This window comes from Bradyrhizobium cedriense (assembly GCF_054602315.1).
In genome coordinates this window covers 635,162-653,199 of record NZ_JBTSWB010000002.1, presented here as the reverse complement: position 1 = coordinate 653,199, position 18,038 = coordinate 635,162, and the positions used below count along the sequence as shown (strand labels likewise).

Sequence of the window (18,038 nt, the reverse complement as noted above, 5' to 3'; positions counted from 1 at the left end):
TTTCAGACATGAGGTTGATGCGATGAAAGTTCTTTTGACGTCCACGCTTTATCCGACGCCTCAGGCACCAAAGATCGTCGGCGGCGCAGAGATCTTCGCGCGGCGTTTTGCCGAGGGCCTGGCGCAGCGCGGTGACGAGGTGGAAGTGATCCGGGCCGCGTCCTCCCCTGGACAGGCGCACGAAAGCTGCAACGGCATCGACATCTATTCCGCGCCGGTGCAGAACATCTATCTGCCGTTCACCGAGCAGAAGAACGTCGCCTTGCGCAGCATCTGGCACGCCGTCGACGATTGGCAGATGCAAGCACCCTTGATTGCGGAGCGCATCCGGGCCTTCAAGCCGGACGTCCTGCACTCCAACAATCTATCGGGGCTCACCACCGCGATCTGGCGCGTTGCGGCCCAACTCGGCGTTCCCGTGCTCCATACTCTGCACGACTATTACCTGACCTGCCCGCGCTGCTCCCGCTTCGACAAAGGACGGTCTTGCGAGCACACCTGCACGAGCTGCAAGATCCTGAGTTTCCATCGCAAGCGGGCCACGCATTGGCTCAGCGCCGTGGTCGGCGTCAGTGAACGCGTCCTGTCCATCCATACCGACATGGGCATGTTCACGGAGACGCCGATCCGTACCGTGATCCGCAATGCCTCGACCGAACCGCCGCGTGAGCCCTACCCTCGCCCGGTCTGCACGACGGAGGTGACGTTCGGGTTCATCGGCCGCCTCACGGAAGAAAAGGGCATCGACAACCTGATGCGGGCGCTTGCCCTCCTGCCCCGTGATCGCATCCGGATGCTGATCGCAGGTCGCGTCAGCGACGAGGAGCAACGACGTCTCAAGGCGCTCGCGCCGGATGCACGACTCGAATTCATGGGATTCGTGGTGCCGGACGATTTCTACAAGCAGGTCGACGTGGTGGTCGCGCCGTCCATCTGGCACGACCCAGGTCCGCTCGTCGTCGCCGATGCCAAGGCGGCCGGAAGGCCGCTGCTCGGAACGCGTTTTGGCGGCATGCCGGAGGTCATCGAGCACGGCGTGACCGGGTGGCTGACCGAACCCGATCCGCAATCCCTAGCAAAGAGCATGCTCGCGATCGCGGCCGACCCGCACAAGATCGACGAGATCAGCCGGCGCCTCATCGCTGATACCAACAAATGGATATTTGCCGACGTGCTGTCTTCATACAAGAACCTGTATGAGCAATTGCGCGAGCAACGGATGTCGCGCATGCGCGCCGCCACGGCTGAAGCGCCGCAGGGACGGGGCGTCGGCAAGGAGCGCCTCATTCCGAGATGACACGCCTCTTCGCCATGGCGGGCTACGTCTACCAGAGCGCCGCGGCGATCATCCTGATCTTCGCGATCAGCCATCTGTTGCCCGCTGCCGACTACACCAGCTTTTCCCTCGCGCTGGCCTCGAGCCAACTGCTCTGCGTCCTGATGTTCGAGTGGCTGCAACTCGCCGGGCTGCGTTTTCTGGCAGCAGCCGGAGAGGATGAGGCGGCTCGGCTGAGATGGTCGCTCTTTGCAGCTGGCCTCGCGAGTGCGGGTGCGCTTGTGGTGGTCGGAAGCGGCACATCCGTGGTCAGCGCGCTCCCGGCAGGGATCATCGCGCTCGGCCTCGGCATATCCGTGCTGCAGGGTTTGACGGATCTCTATTTTCTGTCGGTCCGCCTGTCCGATCGGCTGGGCGTCGCGTCCTCTCTTCTGGCGCTGCGCGCCACCGCGCTGCTTGCGGGGGCCGCCGCGGGGGGAGTGATTTCAGGAACGGCTGAAGCTGCGCTGCTGGGGATTGCGTCCGGGCACATGCTGGGGCTCGTCGCCGGCCTCGTCGCGTACCGCACGCCGCTGGCGCGCGCGTCGTTGCCGACGATGCTCGCCGACTGGAAGACTTTCGCCCGCTACGGCATGCTCGCGGCCGGCGCATCCGTCATCCATTTGTCGGTGCCGGTCCTGCTCCGCGTCATCATCATCGGCCGGCTCGGCGCGACGGGAGCCGGCGCCGGATTTTCCATTGCGCTCGACCTGCTGCAACGTCCGTTCTGGGTTCTCAACGCGGCGATCCACACCGTGAGCTATCCCGAAGTGGTCAAGGACTTCGAGCACGGGAGCGTCACGGAGTCGGTTCAATCGGCGCGACGCATGTTCGAGTTCATGATCTGCACGACCCTGGTGCTGCTCGGTGGGCTGGTCGGCTTCATTCCGGACGCCGCCCGTATCTTGGTGCCGCGGGAGAGCGTGGATGGTTTCCTGGCGACGGCCCCCGCGGTCGCCGCCTTCTATTTCCTGCACACGCATCTTCAGGCGACGATCGCCGTGGTTCCACACCTGGAGAAGCTCGCGACCAGGCTCGTGGTCGTGGCGGCCGGCCAGCTCACGGTCGTCGCGACCGTCGCGCTGGCCGCTTCATGGGCCGGACTGTCGCCGCGACAGGCGGTCGGCTGCGCTTCGCTGGCCACGCTCGCAACCATCCTGCTCGCGCTCGGGCCGACCCTGCGGTTCGAGGCATTTCCGCGGTGGTCATTGGTGGCGCAGGCGCTGGTGGCGGCGGTGCTGATCGCGTCACTCGGCGCCATGCCGACCGATCCGGCATGGTTCGCCGGCAAGATCGTAGTCGCCGCGATTGCGACGGGGATTATCGGATGGCGCGGAGATTTCCTGATGCTGGCCCGTCGAAGCTAATTCGTCGCACCCGCGACGATCGTCGCATCAGACGGCGAGTGGCCGGTCGGCCTCTGCACAACGCAGCTGAACAGTTCCGGCGCGGAACTGACGCGCTCATTTGATCCAACTGATGGGCGCATCCGGGAAATTACGGACACAACCATTACGATTAAACTTAATATCTTGCCCGCCCATGAAAGCGGCAGCTGCCGGCTCCCTGTGCAATCCGATGATGAGGATAAGTCTCGGCACCCAAATGAGGAGCCACCGCCTCGCGATCCGTGTGGGCACGCTCTCAAGCCCAAGTGTCGGATCGAATTCGCGCACGGCATGCGCATTTATTCAGCAGCGCTGAATGCAGAAATCTTGAAAGTGCCTTCGTCACGCCATCCTGCACAGGCATCGCATCAGCATTCTGCTGCGACTCGAGTCGACCTGTTCCTGTACAAGGAACCGCATTTCACTCGCGATTTGTAGCTTCGATTTTTATCTGAAATTCACACTCGACAGAGAAGGTTGAACGCAAATCCCTGCGAGCAATTTTGTTCGCGCTGAAATTCGAGTGTGCAATGCCTGACCAAACAATCCTGTCCGCCAGCGACTTCATCAACTCCATCGGCGTCAACACGCATGCCGGCTTCGGATGGACCGGCTACAACAATCTCGCGCTGATGGTCGACAACCTGGAGTATCTCGGCGTCACCAAACTTCGCGACGCGATGGGGACGAGCCCCGCTGCGCAGCCGGTCGTCGAGGGCCTCGCCGCCGCCGGCTACAAGTTCGACTTTCTGGTGTCGTCTGCGCTGCCCCAGTCCGGTACGGTGGGACTTCAGAACTACATCGCCTCGCTCCAGAAGTTCGCGACGAGCTATTCGGGCAGCATCAGCGCCATCGAGGGGCTCAACGAGGCCAACCACCAGCCCTTCAGCTACAATGGCAGCTCGAGCCTCACCGCCGCGGCCCAATTCCAGAGCGCGCTCTATCAGGCCGTCAATGCCAACGCCGCGCTTGCCAGCATCCCGGTCTACAATCTGTCGCTGGCCTACAACGATCCCCAGGGCTACAGCCAGCTCGGCAACATGTCGGGCTCCGTCGACTACGCCAACGCCCACGCCTATGTCAGCACCGGCCTCAATCCCAGCAGCTCCATTGCGGCGACGCTGAGCGCCGTGATGACCGCGGCACCGGGAAAACCCGTCGTCATCACGGAAACCGGCTACACAACGCAGGCCAACACCCAGTATCTCGGCGTCAGCGAGACGGTGCAGGCCAAATCGATCCTGAACACACTGGTCGATGCCTACAAGGCCGGCGTGAGCTCGACGTATCTCTACGAGCTGTTCGACCGCGACTCGTCCGCGAGCAATACCAATCCCGAAGCCAATTTCGGCCTGTTCAACTCCGACGGAACGCCAAAGCTCGCCGCGACGGCGATACACAATTTGACGACTGTTCTGGCCGATGACGGAAAGGGCGGCCAGCCGCCGACTGACCCGTTGAACTATACGCTGAGCAACATGCCGGCCTCGGGCAACAGCATGGTGCTCGGCAAGAGCAACGGCGCCTACGAACTCGTCGTGTGGGCCGAGCCGAAGCTCTGGAACGATGCCACCGATACCGAGATCAGCAATAGCGCCCAGACGGTCACAGTGAACCTAGGCGCCGTCCATCATACCGTGAAGGTATACGACACGCTGACGGGAACCACCGCGATTGCCAGCTACACGGACGTCAGCACGATCACGATTCCGGTCAGCGATCACCCCGTGATCATTGAGATCGACGCACCGCCGACCACGCCTACTCCGCCGGACACCCGGACCAGTGTCACCGGAACGGCTGCCGAGATCGTGCCGCAACTTTCGGACCTGAGCGACTCGACGGCGCTGCAGACCATCACGCTGACCGACTCCCATGTCCTGCAGGTCGCCTCGAAGGCGACCATGGACTACATCATCGCCCATTACGGCAGCGCGCTGTCCAAGATCGAGGGCGGATACTCGTTCTCGGTGACGAATACGGCCGCAACCTGGACCAACACGAAAACTTACGACGCGAGCGGAAAGCTGCTGTCGAGGTCCGACACCGGGCTCAATTCCAGCGGTCAGCCGACCTCGACCACCATCATCTACAGCGATGGTTCCCAGGATCTGATCAGCTACACTGCCGGCGTGAAGACGAAATTCGTTCACGTCGGAACCGACGCCATCCGCACCACCGACACCTACAATACGGCCGGAACTCTTCTGAGCGAGATCGTGCAGAAGCCCGACGGCTACTACTCCACGACGCTCTACACCAACGGCGTCAAGACCGCCGCCTATATCAAGAACGCTGATGGTTCGCAGGACAACCATTCCTACAACGTCACCGGAAAGAGCTTTACCACCCAGGTTCAGCACCTTGATGCATCGGGGAAGATCACCTCGGTCATTCGCAGCCATGCCGACGGCTCGTTGGATTCAACCCAAGTCTACAAGAGCGACGGCAGCAGCGTGATCACGTTGTACAGCGCCACGGGAGTGAAGCTGGTCGAGACCGCCTACCATGCTGATCGCAGCAAGGATGTCTGGACCTACAACCTCAAGGGCCAGGACTATGCGACCCAGCACGACGTCTACGATTCGACCGGATTCCTCACGACTCTCACGCGCCTGCATGCCGACGGCAGCATGGCCTTCGAGCTGATGCAGACTGCTGACGGTACCAAGACGACCAACTGGTACAATGCCGCCGGCAGCCTGACCAGCGAAGTGGTCCAAAAGGCCGACGGCTTCGCCTCGACAACCCTCTACAGCAACGGCGTCAAGACGAAAGCCTATATCAAGAACGCCGACGGTAGTCTGGACAACTATGCCTATGGCATCACCGGCCAGAGCTACACCACGCTGATCCAGCACATCGATCCGTCCGGCAAAGTCACGGCCGTCACCCGCAAGCATGCGGATGGCACGCTCGACTTTACCCAGGTCGTGAACGACGACGGGAGCAGCGTCATCACCAACTATGACTCGAAGGGAGTACGGACGAAGCAAACCGAGTATCACTCCGATGGCAGCAAGGACGTCTTCCTCTTCAACATCACCGGCCAGAACTACACGAACGAACACGACGTCTACGACACGACCGGCTTCCTGACTACGCTGACTCGTACACACGCAGACGGCAGCCCGGCTTTCAAGCTGGTGCAGAGCAAGGACGGAACGAAGACAACGGACTGGTACGATGCAAAGGGCGTCCTCACCAGCGAGGTGATCACGAAGGCCGACGGGTACAGCTCGACAACGCTCTATACCAACGGCCTGAAAACTGCGGCCTACATCACCAATGCCGACCGGAGCCAAGACAATTACAGCTACAACATCACCGGCCAGAGCTTTACCACGCAATACCAGCATCTCGATCCGACCGGCAAGACGACGGAAGTGACCCGCTGGCACGCCGACGGCACGCTAGACTATACCCAGGTCGTCAACAGCGACGGCAGCAACGTGGTGACCAACTACGACGCCTCCGGCATCAAGAAGACAGAAACCGATTACCACGCCGACGGTTCGCGGGATGTCCATCTCTTCAACGTCATCGGTCAGAACTACACGACAGAGCACGACACCTACGATTCTACGGGTTTCCTTACCAGCATCGTGCGGACTCACGCTGACGACAGCCTGGCATTCACCCTGGTGCAGAGCGCCGACGGCACCAAGACCTCAGGCTGGTATGACGCCAATGGCATTATCACCAGCGAGGTGACGACCAAGAGCGACGGCTACAACTCCACCACAGTCTATACCGGCGGCATCAAGACCGCTGCCTACATCAAGAACGCCGACGGCACGTCGGACAACTGGAACTACAACGTCACCGGCCAGTCCTACACGACGCAGCACCAGCACCTCGATGCTTCGGGCAATATCGTCGAGATCACAAGGACCCACGCCGACGGCACACTGGACTTTACCCAGATCATCAACAATGACGGCAGCAAGCTGACCGACATCTATAACAGCGCCGGCATCAAGACCCAGGAGATCGCCAGCCACGCCGACGGCTCGAGGGACGTCTTCCTGTTCAACTTCAACGGACAGTCCGGCACGACCCAGCACGAAAGCTACAACAGCGCCAACGCGCTGCAGTTCCTCGACCAGGCCAAGACCGACGGCACCCACAACGTCACGGCCGTCGCCAGCGGCGTGACGATCCAGGGCGGGGCCGGCAACGACGTGTTCTCGGCGGCGCCGAGTTCGACGACCGTCGCGTACGACCACGGCCAGGACCAGATCCTCAACTTCCAGGCCGGCAATAGCGCGACGCACGACGTGATCCAGATCTCGAAGCTGCTGGCGGAGGACTACAGCCATCTGCAAATCACGCAGTCCGGCACGAACGCCCTCATCACGTTCTCGGCCACCGACTCGATCCTGCTGAAGAACGTCTATGTCTCCAGCCTGACGAGCCACGACTTCCTGTTCGTCTGATCACTGCGAAGTACCGCCCAGAAGGGCGGCAGGGTTGCTGGGGGGCGAGACCATGTCCCGCCCCCACTGTTCGTTTTTCGAGCGCCTGCCTCATCGATGAGCAGAGAGCCCACTGCCATCCGCAATCGGATGGGCCCCATGAATTTTCGGACTGCCGCGATTGCGCCGCATCGGCCAACGCAGTTGCGAACTTGCGTCACAATTGGGCTCTAGAGAGAGACGAACCGCGCAAGGACTCCGAGACCCGATGAAAGCCAGTGAAGCAAGACGTTTCGTCGTTCTCGACTTCTATCGCTTCGTCGCCGCGCTCGGGGTCTTCATCTTCCACCTGAAGCTGATCGACCCCGGCATCTCGCCGGCCTGGAACGGGTCCTACGGCCTGTTCGTGGACATGTTCTTCATCCTGTCCGGCTTCGTGATCTCCTATTCCTATCCGTCAACCTCGACAGGCCCGCGCTCCTATGTGCGCTTCCTCGTCAGGCGGATCGCGCGAATCTACCCCTTGCATCTGCTCACATTATTGATATTCGCGGCCCTTGCTCTCGTGGGCATATCCGGTCCGACCTCGCACGCGAGCTGGCTGGATTTCATTCAAAACCTCTTCCTCGTGCAGGCGTGGGGTGTCACAGATCACCTCAGCTTCAACTCGCCGGCCTGGTCCATCAGCGCCGAGCTGTTCTGTTACTTGCTATTCCCACTGTTCATGCTGCTGGCCGGCAGGATCTCGCCGCTGATGCTCGCGATCGTCGTCGCGCTCTCTTATGGAATCCTCGCCCACGCTCACCTGCCGATCTGGCAGGAACGCTCGCAGATGTACGGGGCAACCTTCGATTTCGGGATATTGCGGGCCCTGCCGAGCTTCCTGAACGGGATTCTCCTGACTGTCCTGTTCAGGCTCTCGAGCGACTATCGCAAGAAGCCGGTCGCATTCGCCGGCATAGCGCTGTTTGTCGTCTCGATTCTGGTCCTCAACGTCTATGCCAAGCCCGACCTTGCAATCATACTGTTCTCTCTCGCGATCCTCGTCACAGCCACTGGAGAAAGCGCCTTCGCCCGGTTTCCCGGTTCTGACTGGCTTGGCCGCCTCGGCAACACATCATATGCGATCTACATGGTACACGAAGTGCTGCTGATCCTGCTTTTCAAGCCGGCCTGGCACTTTTTCGGACTTCAACCAAACATGTTTCCAGTGTTTGCGCTGGTCTGCTGCATCGTTCTGACAGTCGTTGCCGACGTGACATATCACTATGTCGAGGATCCCGCTCGAAAGTTGATCAACCGGCTTGCACCCGGCAATGCAAGATCAGCCCGTATCCCGAATGCCGAGCCGCTCGATCTGTCCGAGAGCAGACAGACGGCCAACGCGAGCTAGGTGTGCAGGCCAGATCCTCTTGCGGCTAGGTCCTCGACGATCGCCGCACACGATCCAAGACTTCCTGGCATATCCGCACCACGGCCGGCCGGGCGACCGCAACAACGAAGACAAGATAAACCAAAGAACCAAGCACCACGAGCGCGGCAAGACGCAGCCATGGGGACGTGGCCGACATGGTAACGGAGGCACCAACCACCGCGCATGCCATCACCGCGGAGCCCGCAAGTGCGGGCGTCAACGCCGCGGCATAGGGCCTGGTGCCGAGCGACAGGATCCGCATCGAGGCTCCGGCGGATAGTGGATACAGCAACAAGGCGCGAACGACGTAGCCGACAGCAATCGCGATCAGGCCAAACGGCGCAGCAATGATGAAGATTGCTATGTTCGAAATCGCGTATATCAGCGTCAGCCAAGTCTGCCAGTGCGGTTTGCCGAACGCCAGGATCACGGAGTGATTGTAGAGGCCGATCGTAGTCAAGAATCCGGTGATCGACATGATCGCGAGTAGAGGGGCGGCCTCACCCCACTTGGATCCGAAGAAGCCAACGATCAGATCCGGCGCCAGAACCGCTATGCCAGCGAAGATCGGGGCCGTCAGCAGCGAAGTGTACTTGACGAAGTCAACCAGCGTCGAACGCGACGCTTCCCGGTCATGCTGGAGGCCAGCGATGGTCGCGAAAAACACGCGGTTCAACGCATTTCCGATCACGGTACTCACGGCGTTGACCAGGCGCTTGGCGAGGCTGTAGAAGCCCGCGCCGGCGGCGCCGGTATACCAAGTGACGAAAATCAGATCGGAATTGGCATTGGCGAAGTTCGTGATTCCCGTCAGCGCCACGTAGCGCGCATAGCTCAGGAGATTGATAGCAGCCTGCCGGCTAACCCGGAGCCGAGGGCGCCAGGGCGTCAGGATCCAAAGGCTGACCAGCGAGATCAACGAAGTCGACACGAGCTGTCCGACCAGCGCAACGACCCCGTAACCCTGGATCGCCAGCCCGATCCCAATGGCTCCGCCAACCGAGATGGAGCAAAGCGAGCGGATGGCGAGGGACCGAAACAGTTGATTGCGCGTCAACCAGGCTTCGTGCGTCCGTGACAGGCCTTGGACGGCCACCACGATGCAAAATCCTTTGAGAACGATCGCAAGATCCGAAAGACCAGAGAATTGTTCGATAGCGCCGCTCGAGGCGAACAGTGCGAGCGCTGCAAACAAGGAGAGGCCCGCGATGAGCCAAAACGAGGCAGTGTAATCCTCGTCCTTCGGCTCGGGACGCGCCTGGACGGCAATCGCGATACTCTCGATCAGGACTGCCCGGCAGAATTCGAGCGCCAGCGCCCCTGTTGCCACGATGCCAAGAATCTGCGGCGATAGCAGCCGCGCCATGATCATGTAGATTGCGAGCGTGAGAGCCTGCCCGACTGCGGAATCGAGTGCGGACCAAATAACGCCCGAAACGATCGAGCGCGGCTTGACAATCTCGTGGCGCAATTGGAAGCCTGTCACAATTCCGGGTTAGGCCGACGTTCCTCGATGAGCCATTGGTTGCAATGGTCCAATAGTCGCCTTGTTTACGAGGACACTACGGCAAGAAAGCAGCTACGATCCGAGGCAGCATGAATTTTCGAGGCAATCTACGGCGGCTGATCAACGAGGTCGGTTGCGACTTTATTCATCAACTGCCCTATCCGCACGTGGACTTGTTCTTCTGGCGTCCCGACGACGGAACGATAAATTTCGGCGACCATCTTTCGATAATCGTCGTTGACCATCTCTTGCGGCATTTCGGCTATACGCTCGCCGACGAGGTGCCGCGGCAAACGCGCTTGTTCGCGATCGGCTCCGTGCTCCATTACGCGCGAAATGGCGATGTGATCTGGGGAAGCGGCGTAAACGGGCGCCCCGGCCAGGGCGATCTCAACCATCGCGTGCAGAACTTGGACGTGCGAGCGGTGCGCGGCCCTCGTACACGTGAGATTCTGCAGCGCCGGGGCATCGCGGTACCCGAAGTGTTCGGAGACCCGGCGTTGCTGCTTCCTCAGCTGTTTCCGAATCGCTTTCACCCTACTGCCAAGAAGCCGTGGGTGTTCGTTCCGAATCTGCACGATTTGAATCTCGTCGACCCTACCGCCGATACAGTGGTCTCACCGCTGGGATCCTGGAACCGGCGAATTGACGCCATGCTCGAAGCTGAACTGGTTCTGGCCAGCTCGCTCCACGGCATCATCGTCGCCGAGGCATTCGGAATACCGGCTCGATACGTGCGACTGAGCAGCGCAGAGTCCGAGTTCAAGTATCGTGACTATTATGAGGGCACCGGCCGGTTCGCCGTCGAGTTTGCGACGAGCATTGACGAAGGTCGCGAGATGGGTGGAGCTGCACGCCTCAACTTTGACCATCGTGCCTTGATGAATGCATTCCCGATCGACCTCTGGAGCGGAAAGAGCTGACATGGCCAAGCGCCTCCGCGTGGCCATCTACGCACCGCATTTTGCGGAGTACTCTTACCGGCTCGCATCGGGATTGGCGCATCATTGCGACGTCCGCCTCGTGCTCAACAAGAAGGACGCGAACCAGCAATGGGAATTGGCCGATATCGCCGTGGCGGCGCCCTTCGAGACGCGTATCCGCGATCTGAGCCTGCGCCGCGGCGGCGCGATCGGCATCCCCGCGTCCTTCATGGATGTAATTTCGTTTCGTCCGGACGTGATTCATTGTCACGAAGTTCCCGAGATCTACACGTCCAGGCTGATCCAGTTGCTCCGTCCGCTCGGCATTCCCCTGGTGCTGACCGTTCACGATGCTATCCCGCACTCGGAGGGCGGCTCCGGCACCTCGCCACGTGAAGATGCCTGGCGTGGGCGCATGCGCGCGGCCGCCTCGATCGTCACGACGCATGGCGAGAGCTGCATTGCCGATTTTCGTCGCGCTTCGCCCGACTTCAAGGGCGAGACGGTCTCCAGCATGCACGGCGTGCTCATGGTTCCGCCGGACAAAAGCTCGTTCACCGAGCCCGAACCCGGGCGCATCCTCTTCTTTGGACGGATGTGGGCTTACAAGGGCCTGGACGTCTTCGTCGACGCGCTCGACATGTTGGCCCGACGCGGCGTGGCACATGAAGCGATCGTCGCCGGCCGCGGCCCCGAGATGACACGGCTTGGCGCGCGGATGGAGGCAATGCCGACGGTCAAGACCATCAATGCCTACATTTCGCCTGCGGAGACTGGACGCCTGTTTCAATCCGCCACCGTGGTTGCCTTGCCTTACAAGGATGCATCACAAAGCGGGGTGCTCGCATCCGCCTATGGGAATGCGCGTCCCGTCGTCGCCAGCGCCACCGGTGGCATTCCCGACGTCGTAACGGACGGCGTCAATGGCCTCCTGGTTCCTCCCGGCGATGCCACTGCGCTCGCCGATGCGCTCGAACGCGTGCTGACGTCGACGTCACTCGCCGCGACGTTGGCTGACGGCGCGCGGCAGACCGCGGCCGGCCCCCTGAACTGGGACCACATCGCCGAACGGTTGCTTGGATCCTATCACAGGCTCGCCGGTCGCACCGTGAAGTGAGCGCGACACGCGCTCTCTCAAGCCGATTGCCCGACCTTCAGCGGTCGAAAGAACGTGCTGCGGAACGCGCCGTCCAGCAAGCGCCTCAGCCGGACCTCGATCAATTCATAGCTGATGGCGCTTGCAACCAGTGACATCACCAGCCCGAGCACGATGAAAGCCGCCCACAGCAGCCAGCGGTCGACGCCGGCGGCGACGAGCTTCAGGCCAACCACCTGCAAGGGGAAGAGCACGAAGGGATGCACGAGATAGAGGCTGTAGCTGATCTTGCCCACGTATTGCAGCGCCGGCGTGCTCAGAGCCCTGCCGAGGCCTGATTCCGGGGCAAGCACCATGCCGAACAGCAGAAATCCGGGAATGAGCCCCACGAACGGGTGAAACAGCACGAGGCTCGCATACAGGGCCGCCCCGCAGGCGAGGCCCGCGAGCAAGCCGAGACGTCCGGGGATGGAGATACGAAACCCGGTGGCGCTGAACAGCATTCCGATACAGAAGAACGCAGTGATCGGCCAGTGCATCAGGCAAGCCAGGCCCAGCAGAATCAGGGGCGCCGCCAGCAGCTTGCCCCCGCCGCGCCACATCGAGAATGTCAGTGCAAACCAGATGTAGAACGCCCACTCATACGTCAGCGTCCAGGCATTCTGCTGGGCAATGGGCAAGCCGAGCGCATCCTGCACGAAGAACAGATTGGCTGCGAATATCGCGAGATAGGTGGTCAGATCGATGTCACGAAAGAACTTGTAAGCCACGATCGGCCCGATCGCGAACAGCGCAAGGTGCAGGACGACGAACACCGGCATGATGCGCAGGATGCGGTCGAAGAAGAACCGCGAGAGCGACCCGTGGCGTATTAGGCTCGCCGGGATCAGGAAGCCGCTGATCATGAAGAACAGCTCGACACCGTGGCCGCCGACATTGATCACCGATTGCAGCCAGGGCCAGAGCGGCGGCAGGAATCCGGGGTTCGGGATGTCGTACATCCCTGCCTTCGGCATGTCGTAGAAATGATCCATCAGCACGCTCAGGGCCGCGATGGCACGAAGTCCCTGGACCGAAGGAAGAAACGATCCGTCATAGGCGGCGCCCGGCTGGTGAGGTGCCTTGATCACTCCGCGGCACCCTGAGTGCTGAGGGATGGCTCGAGGACGACCGGCTTTCTTCGCTCGGAACGGAATCGTTGCCCGAAGGAAATGCTCGGCTTCTCGATGAAAGCGTATGTCATCCAACTGAAGAGGATCGACAAGGCCAGGATGACGACCAGGAAGATCGACCATCCGAGCGGTCCGTCGCCGAACCAGACGAGGCGATGGACGTAGACGATCACAAACGGCGACATCAGGTAGACTGAGTAGCTGATCACGCCGACGAATGCCATCGGACGCCAGGCCATTCGTTCGCCGTACAGGGCAAAGCCGATGAAGACCAGCGCCGCGCAGACATAGGCCGATCCGATCGAATAGCTGTAGAAGAAATTCTCGTGATACACGCCGCCGAACCGGCGATCGGACAGGGTGACGGCGAAGACCGCATACATGAGCGTGCAGACGGTCACATGGGTCCATCGCAACTTCCCGCCGATGACGGTGTCGCGGATGATCTTGCCCAGGAACATCGCCGACAGGTTCAGCCCGACCTCCATTATCGAGGAGACTGTCCTGCTCTCAACGAAGAGCGCAGCGGTGGTTCCGATCAGCGCAGTTGCAACGACGATGGTCACGGCTGTGAAGCGCCGGTTCAATAGCCCCATCGCAAAGAGAATGGTGCATCCGACGTAGAACAGCAGCTCGATCGCGAGCGTCCAGTAGAACACCCAGAGGTTCGGGACGTTCACGAAAGTCTGCAACATCGTCACGTTCGCGGCGATCTGCCCCAGCGGATAACTCTTCGAATCCAGCAGCTGCATCGACACGAGCCCGACCACGATCGAGGTCCAATAGGCCGGATAGAGCCGGAAGAGCCGGCTGATCGTAAAGTCGCGCACAGGCGTGGCGCTGTCCGGGAAGCTGAACGGAATGACGAAGCCGCTGACGAAGAAGAACAGCACGACGCCGAACCGGCCAAAGTTCATGTAGTAGCCGAATACGTCGTGGATGGGCCAGTAATAGGCACCCGTCGGGTGCTTTTCGACGATGACCTCGAAGACGTGCTGGACCAGGACCGCCAACACGGCAATGCCGCGCAGTGTGTCGATGAATGCGAGCCGTTTATGCATCGTTCGTTCTCACCTGCTTCCGCTCGCCGCCGGTAAATCCGGGCGGAAGCCTTCTAATGACGGCATCGGTGGCCGCATGATGATTGGCACGGCATCGCCTGCCCTCGCGGACGTCGCGCGCCGCGAGAACACCTCGCTGAAGCTCAACGCGATGATCAGCAGGCCGGACGCCGGACCGTAGTTCAGAACGGTGATCGTGAACAGGTTGACGACAAAGATCAGCGTCAGCTTGTAGACGTCGGTCGCTCCGAACGTGGCCCGGAATACCATCACCATGAATGCGACGAACGGGAGACCGAACATCAGGTACGTGCCGATGTAGAAATTGTCGACGGGAACCCAGAAGTGCGCGAGCGGCGAGAACAGCTTCTGCGGATAGTTGAAGCAGCCGACGCCGCAGCCGGTCACGAGGCCAATGGGCATGAGCTGATTCAAGTAGACGAACGGCAATTGCCAGCTGTTGTTGATGCGGTCGACGATGCTGAACAGGGTCGTGTGCGGCACCGCGGCGGTACCGGAAGCAATCACGATCATGAAGAACGGCACAAGGATCGCGGCAAACGACCACAGCGCAATGGTCCGGATCGCGGGGAAGCGCGACTTCTCCGGCAGCATCCGCACGAGCACCAGCAGAATCAAGTAGATCACGAGGACGATCATGGTCGTCTTGCTGGTCGTCAGGCGGGTGATGTAGATTGCAAGAGAGCCGAACAGAAGACACCACATCGTGCTCTTACGGATCGACGTAATTGCGAAGGACACGAGTATGAAGAAGGCCGCCATGGTGCTTTCTGCAGCAAAGCCCGTGAGACGCTGATCGTCACCGCCATAGGCCCACCATAGTCGACCCGCCTCACGAACGGCGCCGAAGGACTCATATTTGTATCCGACCCAGGGCATCAGGTAGAATTTCGTCAGCAGCACGCCGATCAGCGAGAGGTAGAACGTCGCGGCGATGACCGACAGCAACTTCTTGTAAGAGCCCAGACTGGTGTCGCAGAAACAGAATCCGACGAACACCGGGAGCATCATCTTAAAAGACGACATCGCCGCGTTGACCGTTCCCAACATGAAGTAGCCGAGCACCAGCGACAGCATGATCTGCACAAGAACAACTGCAGCCATGATGCTGCGGTTGCGCAAGATACAATGCACGATGAACTGGACCAGGCACAGAAGCGCAATGCCATCTGGCACGAACCAAAGCGCATCCAAATGCATGATGCTGGTGTAGTACCGCATCAAACCACCGAAGGCATCCCGGACCAGATAGGCCGCGAGCGCGATCGCCTCGATGTTGAGGCTGATCAGCGCAATCCGGCGAGGTTGCAGCGCGAAAGTGTTCATGCCCGGCTCAGTTGCTCAGCCGCGCCGACCGGGCGGGGGATGGCGCAAAATCCGGGGAGCGTCCGAACGCATTTCGCAGGAGCTTGCCGCCTGGAATTTCGACGTAGAGATAGGTGAGGTGCGAAACCGCCAGCACGGCGGCCAGTGAAACGACGAGATTCAGCGTGGCCGGCAGGCCTGCCCAGATCGAGTCCAGGGCGGCGATTCGTCCCGCCCCCACGCCCCGCACGAAGTATTCAGCCAGCAGCACCACGAGCGCGTGCACCATATAGATGGAGTACGAACGGCGCCCGAGCCAAACCAGCGGCTTGGCCACCAGGATCCGCGGCACCAGCAGCGCATCCGGAAAGGCCAGCAAGCTGCCGAGGAAGATCGCGAACATCACTGGCGCGAGAAAAGTCACCGCAGGATTGGTCTCCGCCAGGGACACCAGGGCGAAGCTCGCGATCATGGCGACAGATTGCAACGCGCCCTGCACGGCAGGGCCCGGCTTGGCGGGCAGGCGATCGACGATCCTCACCATCAACACGCCCAGGAAAAAACCGACGAAGCAGCGCAGAAGGCCGAAATCCGTCTGAAGCTCAAGGCTCTTCTTTTCGAGCACAAGGATGATGAAGACCAGACTTCCGACCGCGAGCAGCCCGGAGAGGACATAGAACCACGACAGCGAGCGCATGCGCAGGGCAAAGAGCACGATCAAGCCAAACACGAGATAGGTGCAGAATTCGACGCTGATGCTCCAGCTCGGCGCATTCCAGCTGAGGTAGTCGATGAAGCCCACCGAATGCAGCAGCAGAACGTTGAGGCCGAACGAATAGGCGTTGTTCACCTCGAAGGCCGCGGGGGCGGCGGCCACGACGCCCGCCATGACCAGGCCGATGCGCAGCAGGCGAAAGACGAGGTTTGCCAGCAGCATGACGATATGCAGCGGGTAGACCCGCGCCAGGCGCCGTATCATGAACTCGCGCAGCGAGAAGCGCGTGAAGTCGATCTCGACGTAGCTGAGCGCCATGACCATTCCGCTGAGAACAAAGAACAGATCGACCAGCAGCCATGCGCTCCTGAAGAAGGAGCAGTTGATCCATGCATTGTGCGGGAATGCCGCCAGAAAGGTCGGCATCAGCAGAAGGTGGTGGATCACCACCGACGTCGCGGCGATCCCCCGAATGCTGTCGAGCGGCAGGACGTGCGTCTTCTCACGATGAACCAGCTCCGTCACATCAACGTTCCATGGCTATTGCACCGCAGCAGTGTGGAGGAGGTCTCGCCTGCTTTCAATCTCCGGATTCGCGGACTCGCATTCGGCGCATGATGACCGGCGATAAATTCAACGCTCGCAAATCATTCGACATGCGAGCGCCAAGTTCACGCCATCTTTCACTGGGTAGGCGCGCATACTTGAATCGCGCGGGATGATTGCGAGCATTTGCGTGCAAAGTGTGCGCGAAATTCGGCGCTGTTGCGATTCGAGCTGCGATAGATCACATCGGCACGTCAACGTGCAGACATCGCGAACTTAATGACAGGCGCCACGGAACAAGAATGGCGCTGACGACTTGTGTCGGTTTTACGACGCGTGAATGCGCAGATGCCTCATATGTTTTCAACTTGGAGAATTACTAGGCACGATCTGCCGCTCACACGTGCATAGTAGATTCCATCCACAACCGATCGAAGAACGCACAGGTGACGCGCAATCACCGGTCGACATGCGACGGCTTTTGCGTCGCACAAAAATTGACATAGTTGTCTGCCAAGTTTCGCGTATTCTCCCATTGCAACAGCGACGAAGGGACACGGATGGGCTGCGGACTAACACGTCGTCGTCATGCAAGGCCTCGCTGGTTATCGGTCGTCTTGATGGGTTCTGCGCTGATGGTGTCGGGCATTGATGCTTGCCGCGCGCAGTGCGTCGAATCCTCGGACCGCGCCTCGCAACTCGAACTCGACACCTTCGTGAAGTCGCCCTCCTCGCTTCTGGAGCGGTTGCGCAATGACAAGGAGAAGCTGCGGTATTGGCTCGCACGCTATGTCGCGACGAATCCGGCGGTGCTGCCGTCCGTACAGACGCTCATCTCCGCGTCGGCTTCAACCGATCGCTCGTCCATCGGCGCTGCGCTGCGCATTGCCGAAGCACGTTGCACGTCGACCAGGCCGGACGCCTCCCGCAAGATCAGGGATTTCGTGCAGCGAACCGGCGATCTCAACGTGCAGGCCGGTTATTCCGCCGCAGGAGAGGACAGCTCCGGCGTCCAGCTCCAATCGCAAATCAAGACCTCGCCGCAGCCGGGCCGCGGCGGCGCCCTTCTCGACGGCGAATGGAAGACCAAGCTGGCCAATCCATTCAAGCCCGTCCCGATTCCTTATTGATCGACGACCGTCAAAGGCAGCGAATTA

General features: G+C 60.6%; 12 protein-coding genes. 7 read left to right on the top strand and 5 right to left on the bottom strand.

All coding sequences use genetic code 11. The features are described 5' to 3' along the window. The first annotated feature begins 22 nt into the window (after positions 1-22). From ACYCVF_RS09295 to ACYCVF_RS09280, 4 genes are all read left to right on the top strand, one after another. The gene (locus ACYCVF_RS09295; protein WP_459601852.1) at positions 23-1,297 is read left to right on the top strand and encodes a glycosyltransferase family 4 protein; all 1,275 of its coding nucleotides are present in this window, start codon (positions 23-25) and stop codon (positions 1,295-1,297) included. Continuing rightward, entirely contained in the window at positions 1,294-2,682 is a 1,389-nt protein-coding gene (locus ACYCVF_RS09290; RefSeq protein ID WP_459601850.1) for a hypothetical protein, read from the top strand. The genes ACYCVF_RS09295 and ACYCVF_RS09290 overlap by 4 nt, the downstream gene beginning before the upstream one ends. A 551-nt stretch (positions 2,683-3,233) precedes the next feature. Further along, a complete protein-coding gene (locus ACYCVF_RS09285) occupies positions 3,234-7,142 on the top strand; it encodes an RHS repeat protein (RefSeq protein WP_459601848.1) in 3,909 nt (1,302 codons plus the stop codon). A gap of 247 nt (positions 7,143-7,389) precedes the next feature. After that, complete coding sequence (locus tag ACYCVF_RS09280) at positions 7,390-8,514, top strand: acyltransferase family protein (RefSeq protein WP_459601846.1); 1,125 nt, start codon at positions 7,390-7,392, stop codon at positions 8,512-8,514. Positions 8,515-8,539: 25 nt separating this feature from the next. Here ACYCVF_RS09280 and ACYCVF_RS09275 read toward each other — a convergent pair whose 3' ends face one another. Then, a complete protein-coding gene (locus ACYCVF_RS09275) occupies positions 8,540-10,021 on the bottom strand; it encodes a lipopolysaccharide biosynthesis protein (protein WP_459606543.1) in 1,482 nt (493 codons plus the stop codon). Between the two features lie 110 nt (positions 10,022-10,131). On the opposite strand from ACYCVF_RS09275, the gene ACYCVF_RS09270 reads away from it, so the two are divergent. After that, a complete protein-coding gene (locus ACYCVF_RS09270) occupies positions 10,132-10,965 on the top strand; it encodes a polysaccharide pyruvyl transferase family protein (protein ID WP_459601842.1) in 834 nt (277 codons plus the stop codon). Position 10,966: 1 nt separating this feature from the next. After that, the gene (locus tag ACYCVF_RS09265; protein ID WP_459601840.1) at positions 10,967-12,082 is read left to right on the top strand and encodes a glycosyltransferase family 4 protein; all 1,116 of its coding nucleotides are present in this window, start codon (positions 10,967-10,969) and stop codon (positions 12,080-12,082) included. Between the two features lie 17 nt (positions 12,083-12,099). Here ACYCVF_RS09265 and ACYCVF_RS09260 read toward each other — a convergent pair whose 3' ends face one another. The 4 genes from ACYCVF_RS09260 to ACYCVF_RS09245 are packed head-to-tail and all read right to left on the bottom strand — an operon-like array spanning position 12,100 to position 16,860. After that, the gene (locus ACYCVF_RS09260; protein ID WP_459601838.1) at positions 12,100-13,191 is read right to left on the bottom strand and encodes an acyltransferase family protein; all 1,092 of its coding nucleotides are present in this window, start codon (positions 13,189-13,191) and stop codon (positions 12,100-12,102) included. Further along, on the bottom strand, positions 13,188-14,294 hold the full coding sequence (locus ACYCVF_RS09255; protein ID WP_459601836.1) for an acyltransferase family protein: 1,107 nt from the start codon (positions 14,292-14,294) through the stop codon (positions 13,188-13,190). Before ACYCVF_RS09255 ends, ACYCVF_RS09260 begins: the two co-directional genes overlap by 4 nt. Positions 14,295-14,303: 9 nt before the next feature. Beyond that, positions 14,304-15,641, bottom strand: coding sequence for a hypothetical protein (locus tag ACYCVF_RS09250; protein ID WP_459601834.1), 1,338 nt, complete (start codon positions 15,639-15,641; stop codon positions 14,304-14,306). Between the two features lie 7 nt (positions 15,642-15,648). After that, positions 15,649-16,860: an acyltransferase family protein gene (locus ACYCVF_RS09245; RefSeq protein ID WP_459606542.1), complete on the bottom strand. Its 1,212-nt coding sequence runs from the start codon at positions 16,858-16,860 to the stop codon at positions 15,649-15,651. Positions 16,861-17,501: 641 nt separating this feature from the next. Here ACYCVF_RS09245 and ACYCVF_RS09240 point away from each other — a divergent pair. Next, complete coding sequence (locus ACYCVF_RS09240) at positions 17,502-18,011, top strand: hypothetical protein (protein ID WP_459601830.1); 510 nt, start codon at positions 17,502-17,504, stop codon at positions 18,009-18,011. Positions 18,012-18,038: the final 27 nt, after the last annotated feature.